The sequence below is a fragment of the Pseudomonas lutea genome, assembly GCF_000759445.1.
In the GTDB taxonomy this organism is placed as follows: Bacteria; Pseudomonadota; Gammaproteobacteria; order Pseudomonadales; family Pseudomonadaceae; genus Aquipseudomonas; species Aquipseudomonas lutea.
Map to the genome: position 1 here is coordinate 2,664,317 of NZ_JRMB01000001.1, position 12,044 is coordinate 2,676,360.

Here is a 12,044-nt window from a genome sequence, read left to right on the forward strand (position 1 = left end):
CGGCTCCTGCAGCCAGATGCTACACGCGAGCCCCCAACAACCTATATGCCACGCACAAGAACGCATTACTGTATCTGGAATGTATCGGCGTCGAGATACGCCGGAAATTTCTCCCGGTATGCGGCCAGGCTTTGCGCTGAAAGGCTGACCCGGAAGACGCCATCCGCCTCGCCGATGTTGAGCAGGCTCTCGCCCTGGAAGTCCAGCACCTGACTGTCGCCTGTGTAGGCAAAGCCTTTCCCGTCGATGCCGACACGGTTCACCGCAGCGACGTAACACAGGTTTTCGATAGCCCGCGCTGGCAGCAAGCGGTTCCAGTGCAAACGCCGAGCGCCGGGCCAGTTAGCGGTGTAAAGCAGCAGGTCGGTGTCGACGGCGTCACGGCTCCACACCGGGAAGCGCAGGTCGTAGCAGATCAAAGGCCGTATGCGCCAGCCCTTGAGCTCAAACTGCACCTGGCGTTCTCCCGGACTGTAATACTCGTGCTCGCCGGCCATCCTGAACAGGTGACGCTTGTCGTAGTGCAGCAGCTCGCCATCCGGGCGCGCCCAGAGCAGGCGGTTGCGGTGGCTGCCATCGGCAGCGCGAACAATCACGCTGCCGGTAATGACAGCGTCCAGTGCCCTGGCCTGCTGCAGTAGCCATTTCGCCGTCGGGCCATCCTCAGGCTCGGCCAGTGCTTCGGATGCCATGGTAAAGCCGGTGGTGAACATCTCCGGCAGGACCACCAGGTCCGCCCCTTTGGCTTGCTCCAGAAGCTCTTCAAAATGCGCGTGGTTCGCCGGCGCGTCATGCCAGACGAGCGTGGTCTGCACCAGCGCAATGTTCAGGTTTGGCAGTGTGCTTAGATCGCGCATAGTTTTTCCGCCGCCTGACGCAGCGTCTCCTCCCGCTTGGGGAAGCACAGCCGAATAAGGCGCTGGCCTTCGGGCGGGCTTTGATAGAAAACCGAGATAGGAATGCTCGCCACGCCGTGCTCGCGGGTCATCCACAACGACATGTCTACGTCGTTGAGGTCCGGGCGGATCTGCGAATAATCGACGAGCTGAAAGTATGTGCCATTGGCGCGCGTGAAGCTGAAGCGCGAAGCCTCCAGCCGATCACAGAAGTAGTCGCGCTTGGCTTGATAGAACGCGGGCAGCTCGTTTACGTGCTCTGGACACGCTGCCATGAAGTCGGCCAGTGCCCACTGCAGCGGCGTTACGCCGCAAAACGCGACGAACTGATGAATCTTTCGCGCTTCGGCCGTGAGCGCAGGCGGCGCCACGAAGTAGCCTGTTTTCCAGCCGGTGACGTGATAGGTCTTGCCGAACGAGCTGACCACAAAAGCGCGCTGGTAAAGCTCCTCATGGGCCAACACGCTGGCGTGCTGCAGGCCGTCGAACACCAGATGCTCGTAGACTTCATCGCTCAGCACGTAGATATCCCGGTCGCGAATCAGCGCCGCGAGGCGGTCCAGTTCGTCCCGGGTAATGAGCGCGCCACTGGGGTTGTGCGGTGTGTTGATGACGATCATCCGGGTGCGCGGGCTCAACGCCGCGCCAAGCTTCTCCCAGTCGATGGCGAAGCTGCCGTCCTTGAGTTGCACATGCACGCAGCGCCCACCGGCCAGCTCCACGGAAGGCGCATAACTGTCGTAGCAAGGATCGAAAACGATGACTTCATCGCCAGCACGGACAACCGTCTGGATGGCGCAGAAGATGGCGTGGGTCGCGCCCGGCGTGATAGTGATTTCGCTGTCAACGCCCACTTCACGGCCGTAGCACCGAGCGATCTTCGCGGCAACTTGCTCGCGCAACGCTGGCAAGCCGGCCATGGGCGCGTATTGGTTATGGCCGTCCATGACGCGGCGGCAGAGGGCTTCACGCAACGCATCGGGGCCGTCGAAATCGGGAAAACCCTGAGAGAGATTGATCGCCCCTGTTTCGGCGGCCAGCTGAGACATCACAGTAAAAATGGTGGTGCCAACGTTCGGCAATTTGCTGGTGATCATGGGTTTTCCTGCTCCACACCCGGCTCCTGGACGGCACGGGGATCAGCAGAATAGCCCAGATGTCGCGCACAAAAAAAGGCGCCATTGGCGCCTTTTCCGGGAAGACCCTTACACACTCAGCGCTTGTCGCGGCGCTTCTTGTCGGCCTTCTTGTGGTGCGACATCATCCGACGCTTCTTGTTGACCTGGCGGTCGGTCAGCGTGTTCTTGTTGCCTTCGTACGGGTTCTCGCCGCCTTTGAACTCGATGCGGATCGGCGTACCGACCAGCTTCAACACCCGGCGATAGGTGTTTTCGAGGTACCGAACATAGGACTTCGGCACTTTCTCCACCTGGTTACCGTGGATCACGATCAATGGCGGGTTAGCGCCACCCAGGTGGGCATAACGCAACTTGATGCGGCGACTGCCTACCATCGGCGGTGCGTGCTCGCTGACCGCGTCTTCGAGGATCTGGGTCAGGCGGCTGGTCGGCCAGCGGGTGACGGCCGACTTGAACGAGTTCTGCACCGACTGATACAGGTTGCCCACGCCGGTGCCATGCAGCGCCGAGATGAAGTGAATGTCGGCGAAGTCGACGAAGAACAACCGGCGTTCCAGCTCGACCTTCACGTAGTCGCGTTCGCTCGGGACCATGCCATCCCACTTGTTCAGCGCGATGACCAGGGCACGACCGGCTTCAAGGGCGAAGCCCAGCAGGTTGAGGTCGTGGTCGACCACACCTTCGCGAGCGTCCATGACGAAGATGACCACGTTGGCGTCTTTGATCGCCTGCAGCGTTTTGACGACCGAGAATTTCTCGACTTCTTCGTGGATCTTGCCGCGCTTGCGCACACCGGCGGTGTCGATCAGCGTGTACTTTTCCTCGTTGCGTTCGAACGGGATGTAGATGCTGTCACGGGTAGTGCCGGGCTCGTCATACACGATGACGCGGTCTTCACCGAGCATGCGGTTGACCAGCGTCGACTTGCCGACGTTAGGGCGGCCGATGATCGCGATCTTGATGCCGTCCTTCTCGCTCGGACCAGGAATGCGCTTGGCTTCCTGGCCTTCGGCGACGACTTCTTCCTCTTCGCCTTCTTCGGCTTCGTCATCGTCTTTGGGGAAGTCACGCAGGGCGATTTCAAGCATCTGCGTGATGCCACGACCGTGGGCGCCAGCGACGGGGATCGCGTCACCCATGCCCAGCGGGGCAAACTCGGCGCGCGCCATGTCAGGGTCGATGTTGTCGACCTTGTTGGCAACGACGTAGGACGTCTTGTTGCGCTTGCGCAGGTGCTCGCCAATCATCTGGTCGGCGGCGGTGAAGCCTGCCTTGGCGTCAACGAGGAACAGCACGACATCGGCTTCTTCAATGGCGAGCAGTGACTGCTCGGCCATTTTTTCGTCCATGCCGTGTTCATCACCGGAGATACCGCCGGTGTCGATCAGGATGTAGGTACGCCCTTGCCACTTGGCCTCACCGTATTGGCGATCACGGGTCAGACCGGACAAGTCGCCGACAATGGCGTCGCGAGTCCTGGTCAGGCGGTTGAACAAGGTGGACTTGCCGACGTTCGGTCGACCCACCAGGGCGATTACGGGAACCATGCGGCTCTCCACTTCGTTATTTCAGAAAATACAAAAGCCGCTGCAAGGCAGCGGCCGGAGTTCGGAGCGACACCAAAGCGTCGCAGGCCCCATTGAAGCGGGGCCGCCAGGGGAAGCCAAAACTCGACCTCCCCAAGCATAGACAGCCACTACTTGATCGTCAGCGCTTCCAGCTTGCCACTGTTGCCGAAGACGTAAATGGTGCTGCCCGATACCAGCGGGCGAGCACGCAGGCCATCGCTGTCAATCTTCTCACGGGCGACGAAATGGCCATCGACCTGGCTGAGCAAGTGCAAATACCCTTCCATGTCGCCAACGGCTACGTAGCTGGAGAACACTTCCGGCGCGCCGAGTTGGCGACGGGCCAGCGAATCATTGCTCCATAGACCGGTAGACGAACGCTCATCAATGCCTTCAACAGTGCCATTGGCCAGCGACACATACACGCTGCCGAAGCCTTGCGCCACGCCTGAATAGCTTGATGCGTCACGCTGCCACAACACGCGGCCGCTCTGCAGTTCCAGACCCGCTACGCGGCCCTGATACGTCGCGACGTAGAGCGTGTTGCCCGACAGCAGCAGACCGCCGTCGATGTCGACTACGCGATCGAGCTCGGAACGACCTGTGGGAACGGCAACGCGCTGCTCCCACGCCGGGACGCCGTTGTTGATGTCCAGCGCCACGACCTTGCCGGTCGACAGGCCTGCTATCGCCAGAGATGGGGTGGCGATCGGTGCACCGGTCCCGCGCAATGTCAGAACAGCAGGACTGCTTTCGTAGATCCAGCGCTGATCGCCAGTGATGGCGTCATAACCGATGACGCGGTCATCCTGAGTCTGCGCAACCACAATGCTGCCGTTGGTGGCCGGAGCGGACAGCACTTCGCTGGTCGCCTTGGCTTTCCACTTCTGCTCGCCGGTGGCCTCGTCGAGAACGATGACTTCGCCGCGCAGCGTGCCCAGCATGACCAGACCGAAACCTACGCCAACGGCACCGGACACCGGTTGCTCAAGCTCTTTTTTCCAGACCACGTCGCCATTGCTGCGGTTGATCGCCATGACCAGGCCGTTGGCATCGGCAGCGTAGATATTTTCGCCGTCGATGGCCGGGACCAGCATGTTGTAGATATCGCCCTGACCGTCACCGACGGAACGGCTCCACAGCTTCTGCAGCGTCACCTCTTCCTTGAAGTCGACGAGTTCTGCCGGAGGCAATTCCTTCTTGCTGTTGCTGCTGCAACCCGCGGCCAGAATGGCCAGAGCCAGCAATGCTGCATGTTTCCAACGAATCACGTCACGCATCCCCTTTCGCCAGATCGTCGAGCTTCATTTGCAGACCGCCAACAGCCGCTTCTTCTGAAAGCGCTGCCTTGGCCTTTTTGTATGCAGCATACGCATCATCGGTACGACCCAGCTGAACCAGCAGGTCACCGCGCAATTCTTCACGGCTGGCCGCGAATGACTTGTCGGCCTGGCCGTCGAGCAGCTTGAGGGCGTCATCAGCCTTGTTCTGCGCTGCCAGTACCCGCGCAAGACGCTGACGGGCGATTTCACCCAGCGTCGCACTGGCCGGCTTTTCAGTCACGGATTTCAGTTCATTGGCAGCATCGTCCAGCTTGCCGGTGTCCACAGCCACCTTGGCCACGAACAGGCTGCCGTACTGCGCATACGCGGTGCCGCCGAATTCGCTTTTCAGCTTGCCGGCGATTTCCGCCACGCGGCCTGCGTCGGCCTGCCCGCTGGGCGTCAACGCGGTTTCCAGCAGTTGCTGATAAAGCGCCGAAGCACCTTGCGCCTGGTTGTTCTGATAGCGCTGCCAGCCTTGCCAGCCCAACACCACGATCACCGCCAGCAGGCCGCCGGTCACCAGAGGCTTGCCGTTACGCTGCCACCAGTCCTTTACGGCAACCAGCTCATCATCATCGGTACTCGACACCCCAATACTCCTATTCGCTCAATCGGCTTTTATCTGCTTCAACCCTGCACGATGCAGGCGGCCAGGTGCTCGGACAGAGCATCCCAGGCAATGTTTTGTTGCTCGCCCTGACCACGCAGCGGCTTGACACCCACTTCCTTGCGAGCCAGCTCTTCATCGCCAAGGATCAACGCATAGAGCGCACCGCTCTTGTCGGCCTTCTTGAACTGGCTTTTGAAGCTGCCCGCACCGGCATTGACCTGCAGACGCAGCCCCGGTGCCTGATCACGCAGGCGCTCGGACAACGCAAGGGCTGCCAGTTCGGCGGCCTCGCCAAAAGCGCAAACATAGACGTCGACGGTACGAGCGATTTCTTCGGGAATCTGCTCAAGGGTTTCCAGCAGCAGCACAAGACGCTCGATGCCCATGGCAAAGCCCACGCCCGACGTTGGCTTGCCGCCCATCTGCTCAACCAGACCGTCATAACGACCGCCTGCGCAGACGGTGCCCTGGGCGCCCAATTGATCGGTCACCCACTCGAACACGGTCTTGCTGTAGTAATCCAGGCCACGCACCAGTTTGGGGTTGATCACGTACGGGATACCCGCCGCATCCAAACGCGCCTTTAGGCCCTCGAAGTGAACACGGGATTCATCGTCCAGGTAATCTGCGAGCTTGGGCGCATCGACCAACACCGCCTGAGTTTCAGGGTGTTTGGTGTCGAGAACACGCAGCGGGTTGGTCTTCAGACGGCGCTGGCTGTCTTCGTCCAGTTGCTCATGACGGGCAGAAAGGTATTCGACCAGCGCTTCGCGATAGCGGCCGCGCGCTTCGCTGGTACCCAGGCTGTTGAGCTCAAGTTTGACCGCCCCGCGGATGCCCAGCAGGCCCCACAGGCGCCAGGTCAACACGATCAGCTCGGCATCGATGTCCGGGCCATCCAGATTGAACACTTCGACGCCAATCTGGTGGAACTGGCGATAACGGCCTTTCTGAGGACGCTCGTGGCGAAACATCGGCCCGATGTACCAGAGCTTTTGCACCTGACCGCCGCCGGTGATGCCGTGTTCGAGCACCGCGCGCACGCAGGCGGCCGTGCCTTCAGGGCGCAGGGTCAGCGAGTCGCCGTTGCGATCGGCGAAGGTGTACATCTCTTTCTCGACGATGTCGGTGACTTCGCCAATGGAACGCTTGAACAGATCGGTGAATTCAACGATCGGCATGCGGATCTGGCGGTAGCCGTAGTTATCCAGCAAACGCGAAACAGTGCCCTCGAAATAACGCCACAGCGGCGTCTGGTCAGGCAGGATGTCGTTCATGCCACGAATGGCTTGCAGAGACTTACTCACAAAAATTCCTTGGAAACTGGGTTAGCCGCGCGCGATCAGCGCTGCGTCGGCCTCGACCTTTTCGGCCGCTCTCTGGCGGATCAAACGTTCAAGCTGATCCACAAGATTGTCATTTGTCAGTTTTTGCGCCGGCTTGCCGTCAATGTAGATGAGGTTCGGTGTACCGCCGGTGAGGCCGACATGCGCCTCCTTGGCTTCGCCGGGCCCGTTCACCACGCAACCAATCACGGCCACATCCAGCGGCACGAGCAGGTCTTCAAGGCGCCCTTCCAGTTCGTTCATGGTTTTGACCACGTCGAAATTCTGCCGCGAGCAGCTTGGGCAGGCGATGAAGTTGATGCCACGGGAACGCAGGCGCAGCGACTTGAGGATGTCGTAACCGACCTTCACTTCCTCCACCGGATCGGCGGCCAGGGAAATACGAATGGTGTCGCCGATCCCCTCGGCCAGCAGCATACCTAGGCCGACGGCCGATTTCACTGTGCCCGAGCGCAAACCGCCTGCTTCAGTGATGCCCAAATGCAGTGGCTGAACGATTTGCCTGGCAAGGAGACGATAAGCCTCGACCGCCATAAACACATCGGACGCTTTGACACTGACCTTGAAGTCCTGGAAGTCCAGACGGTCCAGATGCTCGACATGACGCAAAGCGGACTCGACCAGCGCAGCCGGCGTTGGCTCGCCGTATTTCTTCTGCAGGTCTTTTTCCAGCGAACCGGCGTTGACGCCGATGCGAATCGGGATGCCGCGATCACGAGCAGCTTCAACCACCGCACGTACGCGGTCTTCGCGGCCGATATTGCCTGGGTTGATCCGCAGGCAGTCAACGCCCAGCTCGGCAACGCGCAACGCGATGCGGTAATCAAAATGGATGTCCGCAACCAGCGGCACCTTGACCAGTTGCTTGATCCGGCCAAACGCCTCGGCAGCGTCCATGTCCGGTACCGAAACGCGGACGATATCGACGCCAGCGGCTTCCAGGCGGTTGATCTGCGCGACAGTGGCCGCAACATCATTGGTGTCGCTGTTGGTCATGCTCTGAACTGCGATCGGGGCATCGCCACCGACCGGTACCGAGCCGACCCAGATTTTACGAGATTCGCGACGCTTGATCGGAGATTCGCCGTGCATGACTTATTGCCCTAGCTTCAGGCGAGCGGTTTCGCCACTGGTGAAAGGTGCCACATCAACCGGCTGCCCGTTATAGCTCACCTGCGCGCCACGGGCGAAACCCAGACGCAGGGTCAACGGCGGTTTGCCGTTGACGTCCAGGCTATCGCCCTTGCGCTTGAGGCCGCTCATCAGCACTTTGCCGTTGCCGTCGGTGACCTGCGTCCAGCAATCGGACACGAACTGCACCTGCACACGGCCGGCACCCGCCGGGACCGGCGCAGCTTCAGTCGGAGCGCTTGGCGCGGTGTTCACTGGCGCCGTGGTAGCAGGCGTTGGCGCTACGGTAGTGACCGGCGCGGGTTGCATCGAACCAACGTGTGCAGACGCAACCGGTGCGGTGGTTGATGGGGTATGAGGAACAACAGCGCCCTGAGCGGTGCCAGTGCTGCTGGAAGGGGTCGGCGTTTCGGGCGCGGTCGCAGGCTCGGCGTTGTTCAATGGCAGCGGAGTCTGACCGCCCTGCCCTTGCGCAACGGCCTGGTCTTCCGGCTCGTCGAGTGGATGAATCTGAGTGGTACCGTCGGCGCTTTCGACTTCGACGTGCTCCATCCCCAGATTGGTGGGCTCCTTGCCGCGCAGTGTGGCCTGGTCCTGCCACCAGACAAAGCCACCGCCTATCAACGCAATCAGCAGCAAAAGGCTGACGATGCGCAGAATATTGTGAGACAGGCGCACCGGCTCTTCGATTCGGCCGAGCGCGTGGACGCTGCTGCCCTTGCCGTCAGTGCCGGTGTATTGGTCGAATGCATTGACCAGCGCAGCCTGATCCAGATCCAGCAGCTTGGCGTAGGCACGCACATAGCCCCGGGCGAAGGTATGGCCCGGGAGCTTGTCGAAATCGCCGGCTTCCAGGTGAGTCAGAGAGTTCACCGTGAGGTTGAGCCTCAACGCCACATCTGGCAGCGACCAGTTCTTGCTCTCGCGGGCCTGACGCAATGTTTCGCCTGGGTTCGTGCGAGTGGCTGCTACAACTTCGGGATGCGCCGCTTTCATCATTGCTCCGACAGGTATTGCTGATATTCCGGCGTACCGGGATAGAGTCTTTTTAGTAGCAGCCCGTAACTGGCTGCTTTATTGCGATCGTCGTAAACCTTCGCCAGCCGCGTGCCTAGCAACAGGCTTCGCGCATTTTGCTCGCTCAACTGGCTGAAACGATCATAGTAGTCGCGCGCCGGCACATAATGCCTGTCTTCGAACGACAACTCAGCCATTTCCAGCAATGCGCGGGGCTGTTGACGATCCAGACGCAGGGCTTTATCGAAATGCTCGCGGGCGGTCACCCGATCACCCAGCATCAGCGCCGTCATGCCGAGGTTTTCAAACACCCGGGCGCGCTCGGCGTAGAGGTTATCATCGGCCGCCTGCTCGAAGCGCTCGTAAGCTTCCTTGTAGCGCTTCTGCTGGTAGAGAAAACTGCCGTAATTGTTGAGAATCCGGGCGTCTTTCGACCGCGCTGACAAGGCCTTCTCGTAGTACTGGTTCGCCAGTTCCGGCTCCATCTCGGCCTGGAACACCAGAGCGAGGGCAGCATTGGCGTCAGCGTCGGAGCCGTTCAGCTCGAGCGCCTTTTTAAGGGGTGCCTTCGCACGCTCCATCTGCCCTTGCTGAAGATAACCCAGGCCCAGCTGCACATAAGCCTGACGAGCTTCCTCACGCCCCTTGCTGGTGCTCATCGGATCGACGTTGCCGGTAGACACACAACCGACCAGCAGCGTGGCAAAACAGAGCAGCAGCGCAACGCGCAGGGACATAGAGATCCTCTCAGTCAATTTCGCAATCAGTTGCGAGCCGAAGCAACCTGCGCGACGTCGGCATCGGCACTGAGTTCACGCACGGCAATATAACGCTCGCTGCGACGTGTGCGGTCCATTACCTGCCCGACCAACTGGCCGCAGGCAGCATCGATGTCCTCACCGCGGGTCGTGCGCACGGTGACGTTGAAGCCGGCTTGATGCAGCAGATCCTGGAAACGACGGATCGCGTTGTTGCTGGGGCGCTCGTAGCCCGAATGCGGGAACGGATTGAAGGGGATCAGGTTGACTTTGCAAGGTGTGTCCTTGAGCAACTCGATCATTTCGATCGCGTGCTCAGGCCTGTCATTGATGTCCTTGAGCAGCGTGTACTCAATGGTCAGCACGCGCTTTTCGCCCAATGCCGACATGTAGTTGCGGCAGGACTCGAGGAGCATCTTCAGCGGGTACTTTTTATTGATCGGCACCAGCTGATTACGCAGCGCATCATTCGGTGCGTGCAGCGACAGGGCCAGCGAGACATCAATGTGCTTGGACAGCTCATCGATCATCGGCACTACGCCGGAGGTGGACAACGTCACCCGACGCTTGGAAATGCCATACCCCAGGTCATCCATCATCAAATGCATGGCGGATACAACATTGTCGAAGTTCAGCAATGGCTCGCCCATCCCCATCATCACCACGTTGGTGATGGCACGGTCGACGGTTGCCGGGACACTGCCAAAAGATTTGTTGGCAATCCACACCTGCCCGATCACTTCGGCGGCAGTGAGGTTGCTGTTGAAGCCTTGTTTGCCGGTGGAACAGAAGCTGCAATCCAGCGCACAACCCGCCTGGGACGAGACACACAGCGTGCCGCGCTTGCCTTGCGGAATATAAACGGTCTCGACGCAGCTGCCGGACTCTACACGTACGACCCACTTGCGGGTGCCGTCGGTGGAGATGTCCTCGCTGACGACTTCAGGACCCCGAATTTCGGCACGGCTCTGCAGCTTCTCGCGCAGGGCCTTGCCGACGTTCGTCATGGCGTCGAAGTTGTCGACGCCAAAGTGGTGAATCCACTTCATGACCTGACCGGCGCGGAAGCGTTTCTCCCCGATAGACTCGAAGAATTTTTCCATTTCCAGCCGGGTCAGACCCAACAGGTTGATTTTGCCAGTCGATTCAGTCATGGATTCACCCTCACTCGCAGCAATAGCTTAGCGAGTGGTTACCTCGGTAGCAGCGAAGAAGTACGAGATTTCACGAGCAGCAGCCGCTTCAGAATCGGAGCCGTGTACCGCGTTGGCGTCGATCGAATCAGCGAAGTCAGCACGGATGGTACCGGCAGCGGCTTCTTTAGGGTTGGTAGCGCCCATCAGTTCGCGGTTCAGAGCGATGGCGTTTTCGCCTTCCAGAACCTGAACGACAACCGGGCCGGAAATCATGAATGCAACCAGATCACCGAAAAAACCACGAGCGCTGTGCTCAGCGTAGAAACCTTCTGCTTCGGCTTTGGACAGTTGCTTCAGTTTCGAAGCGACAACGCGCAGACCGGCTTTTTCGAAACGAGTGGTGATCTCGCCGATGACGTTTTTGGCAACAGCATCAGGCTTGATGATCGAGAAAGTACGTTGAACAGCCATGGTGTAACTCCAGAAGCAGTGATTATTGCGAAAAATTAAACCCGCGAATTATACGCGGGTTTGATGTTATTGCCTAACGTGCAAATCTGATCAGTCGATTTCGTCGGCCCAGAGCGTCTGGACAGCTTCGAGTACTTTCTCGCCGACCCGCCCGGAATTATCGTCGAAATCGGGCAGTTGCTTGATCATCTGTTGCAGCTTGGTAAAACCTACCGAGTAAGGGTCTACGCCGGGGTGAGTCTCGGCGAGCTCTTCGGCGATGCGTTGTACGTCATTCCAACCGTAACTCATGACAGCTTCTCGATCAGTGCGGCGCTTCGGCTGCGTGGTTGAGCGAATATTTCGGAATTTCAACAGTCAGGTCTTCGGTACCCACCTTGGCCTGGCACGCGAGACGCGAGTGGGCTTCAAGGCCCCATGCGCGATCAAGGAAATCCTCTTCCAGCTCGTCTGCTTCTTCGAGGGTGTTGAAGCCCTTGCGAATAATGCAGTGGCAAGTGGTGCAGGCACACACGCCGCCGCATGCGCTCTCGATCTCGATGTGGTGGTCGTGTGCGAGCTCCAGAATCGACTTGCCGACTTCGGCCTCGACAACCATCCCTTCCGGGCAATGCTCGGCGTGTGGCAGAAATGTAACCTGCGGCATC

13 protein-coding genes are annotated in these 12,044 nt (G+C 59.8%); all 13 read right to left on the bottom strand.

The window, feature by feature from the left end; translation table 11 throughout:
• Positions 1 to 65: 65 nt before the first annotated feature.
• On the bottom strand, positions 66 to 857 hold the full coding sequence (locus LT42_RS11450; protein ID WP_037012472.1) for an amidohydrolase: 792 nt from the start codon (positions 855 to 857) through the stop codon (positions 66 to 68).
• Positions 845 to 1,993 carry a pyridoxal phosphate-dependent aminotransferase gene (locus LT42_RS11455; RefSeq protein WP_037012475.1) on the bottom strand — a complete coding sequence of 383 codons (1,149 nt, stop codon included), beginning with the start codon at positions 1,991 to 1,993 and terminating at the stop codon, positions 845 to 847. Before LT42_RS11455 ends, LT42_RS11450 begins: the two co-directional genes overlap by 13 nt.
• A 116-nt stretch (positions 1,994 to 2,109) precedes the next feature.
• Complete coding sequence (der, locus tag LT42_RS11460) at positions 2,110 to 3,582, bottom strand: ribosome biogenesis GTPase Der (protein WP_037012476.1); 1,473 nt, start codon at positions 3,580 to 3,582, stop codon at positions 2,110 to 2,112.
• Positions 3,583 to 3,731: 149 nt separating this feature from the next.
• Positions 3,732 to 4,883 carry an outer membrane protein assembly factor BamB gene (bamB, locus tag LT42_RS11465; RefSeq protein WP_037012479.1) on the bottom strand — a complete coding sequence of 384 codons (1,152 nt, stop codon included), beginning with the start codon at positions 4,881 to 4,883 and terminating at the stop codon, positions 3,732 to 3,734.
• Positions 4,876 to 5,517 carry a tetratricopeptide repeat protein gene (locus LT42_RS11470; protein WP_037012480.1) on the bottom strand — a complete coding sequence of 214 codons (642 nt, stop codon included), beginning with the start codon at positions 5,515 to 5,517 and terminating at the stop codon, positions 4,876 to 4,878. The genes bamB and LT42_RS11470 overlap by 8 nt, the downstream gene beginning before the upstream one ends.
• Positions 5,518 to 5,555: 38 nt before the next feature.
• The gene (gene hisS, locus LT42_RS11475) at positions 5,556 to 6,845 is read right to left on the bottom strand and encodes a histidine--tRNA ligase (RefSeq protein ID WP_037012482.1); all 1,290 of its coding nucleotides are present in this window, start codon (positions 6,843 to 6,845) and stop codon (positions 5,556 to 5,558) included.
• Between the two features lie 21 nt (positions 6,846 to 6,866).
• Positions 6,867 to 7,976, bottom strand: coding sequence for a flavodoxin-dependent (E)-4-hydroxy-3-methylbut-2-enyl-diphosphate synthase (ispG, locus tag LT42_RS11480; RefSeq protein ID WP_037012483.1), 1,110 nt, complete (start codon positions 7,974 to 7,976; stop codon positions 6,867 to 6,869).
• 3 nt (positions 7,977 to 7,979) lie between these two features.
• Positions 7,980 to 9,011 carry a RodZ domain-containing protein gene (locus LT42_RS11485; protein ID WP_037012484.1) on the bottom strand — a complete coding sequence of 344 codons (1,032 nt, stop codon included), beginning with the start codon at positions 9,009 to 9,011 and terminating at the stop codon, positions 7,980 to 7,982.
• Positions 9,011 to 9,769 (bottom strand): type IV pilus biogenesis/stability protein PilW, encoded by a 759-nt coding sequence (gene pilW / locus LT42_RS11490; protein ID WP_037012485.1) that lies wholly within the window; start codon positions 9,767 to 9,769, stop codon positions 9,011 to 9,013. The genes LT42_RS11485 and pilW overlap by 1 nt, the downstream gene beginning before the upstream one ends.
• 26 nt (positions 9,770 to 9,795) lie before the next feature.
• On the bottom strand, positions 9,796 to 10,944 hold the full coding sequence (gene rlmN, locus LT42_RS11495; protein WP_037012487.1) for a dual-specificity RNA methyltransferase RlmN: 1,149 nt from the start codon (positions 10,942 to 10,944) through the stop codon (positions 9,796 to 9,798).
• Between the two features lie 27 nt (positions 10,945 to 10,971).
• Entirely contained in the window at positions 10,972 to 11,397 is a 426-nt protein-coding gene (gene ndk, locus LT42_RS11500; RefSeq protein WP_007916882.1) for a nucleoside-diphosphate kinase, read from the bottom strand.
• Positions 11,398 to 11,487: 90 nt separating this feature from the next.
• Positions 11,488 to 11,688 carry a Fe-S cluster assembly protein IscX gene (gene iscX, locus LT42_RS11505; RefSeq protein ID WP_037012488.1) on the bottom strand — a complete coding sequence of 67 codons (201 nt, stop codon included), beginning with the start codon at positions 11,686 to 11,688 and terminating at the stop codon, positions 11,488 to 11,490.
• A gap of 13 nt (positions 11,689 to 11,701) precedes the next feature.
• A complete protein-coding gene (gene fdx / locus LT42_RS11510; RefSeq protein WP_037012490.1) occupies positions 11,702 to 12,043 on the bottom strand; it encodes an ISC system 2Fe-2S type ferredoxin in 342 nt (113 codons plus the stop codon).
• Between the last annotated feature and the right edge of the window lies 1 nt (position 12,044).

Coding starts and splice junctions, on each gene's coding strand:
- bamB (WP_037012479.1), bottom strand. CDS start 4,883: ATGCGTGACGTGATTCGTTGGAAACATGCAGCATTGCTGGCTCTGGCC.
- LT42_RS11485 (WP_037012484.1), bottom strand. CDS start 9,011: ATGAAAGCGGCGCATCCCGAAGTTGTAGCAGCCACTCGCACGAACCCA.
- rlmN (WP_037012487.1), bottom strand. CDS start 10,944: ATGACTGAATCGACTGGCAAAATCAACCTGTTGGGTCTGACCCGGCTG.
- der (WP_037012476.1), bottom strand. CDS start 3,582: ATGGTTCCCGTAATCGCCCTGGTGGGTCGACCGAACGTCGGCAAGTCC.
- pilW (WP_037012485.1), bottom strand. CDS start 9,769: ATGTCCCTGCGCGTTGCGCTGCTGCTCTGTTTTGCCACGCTGCTGGTC.
- LT42_RS11455 (WP_037012475.1), bottom strand. CDS start 1,993: ATGATCACCAGCAAATTGCCGAACGTTGGCACCACCATTTTTACTGTG.
- LT42_RS11450 (WP_037012472.1), bottom strand. CDS start 857: ATGCGCGATCTAAGCACACTGCCAAACCTGAACATTGCGCTGGTGCAG.
- ispG (WP_037012483.1), bottom strand. CDS start 7,976: ATGCACGGCGAATCTCCGATCAAGCGTCGCGAATCTCGTAAAATCTGG.
- fdx (WP_037012490.1), bottom strand. CDS start 12,043: ATGCCGCAGGTTACATTTCTGCCACACGCCGAGCATTGCCCGGAAGGG.
- ndk (WP_007916882.1), bottom strand. CDS start 11,397: ATGGCTGTTCAACGTACTTTCTCGATCATCAAGCCTGATGCTGTTGCC.
- iscX (WP_037012488.1), bottom strand. CDS start 11,688: ATGAGTTACGGTTGGAATGACGTACAACGCATCGCCGAAGAGCTCGCC.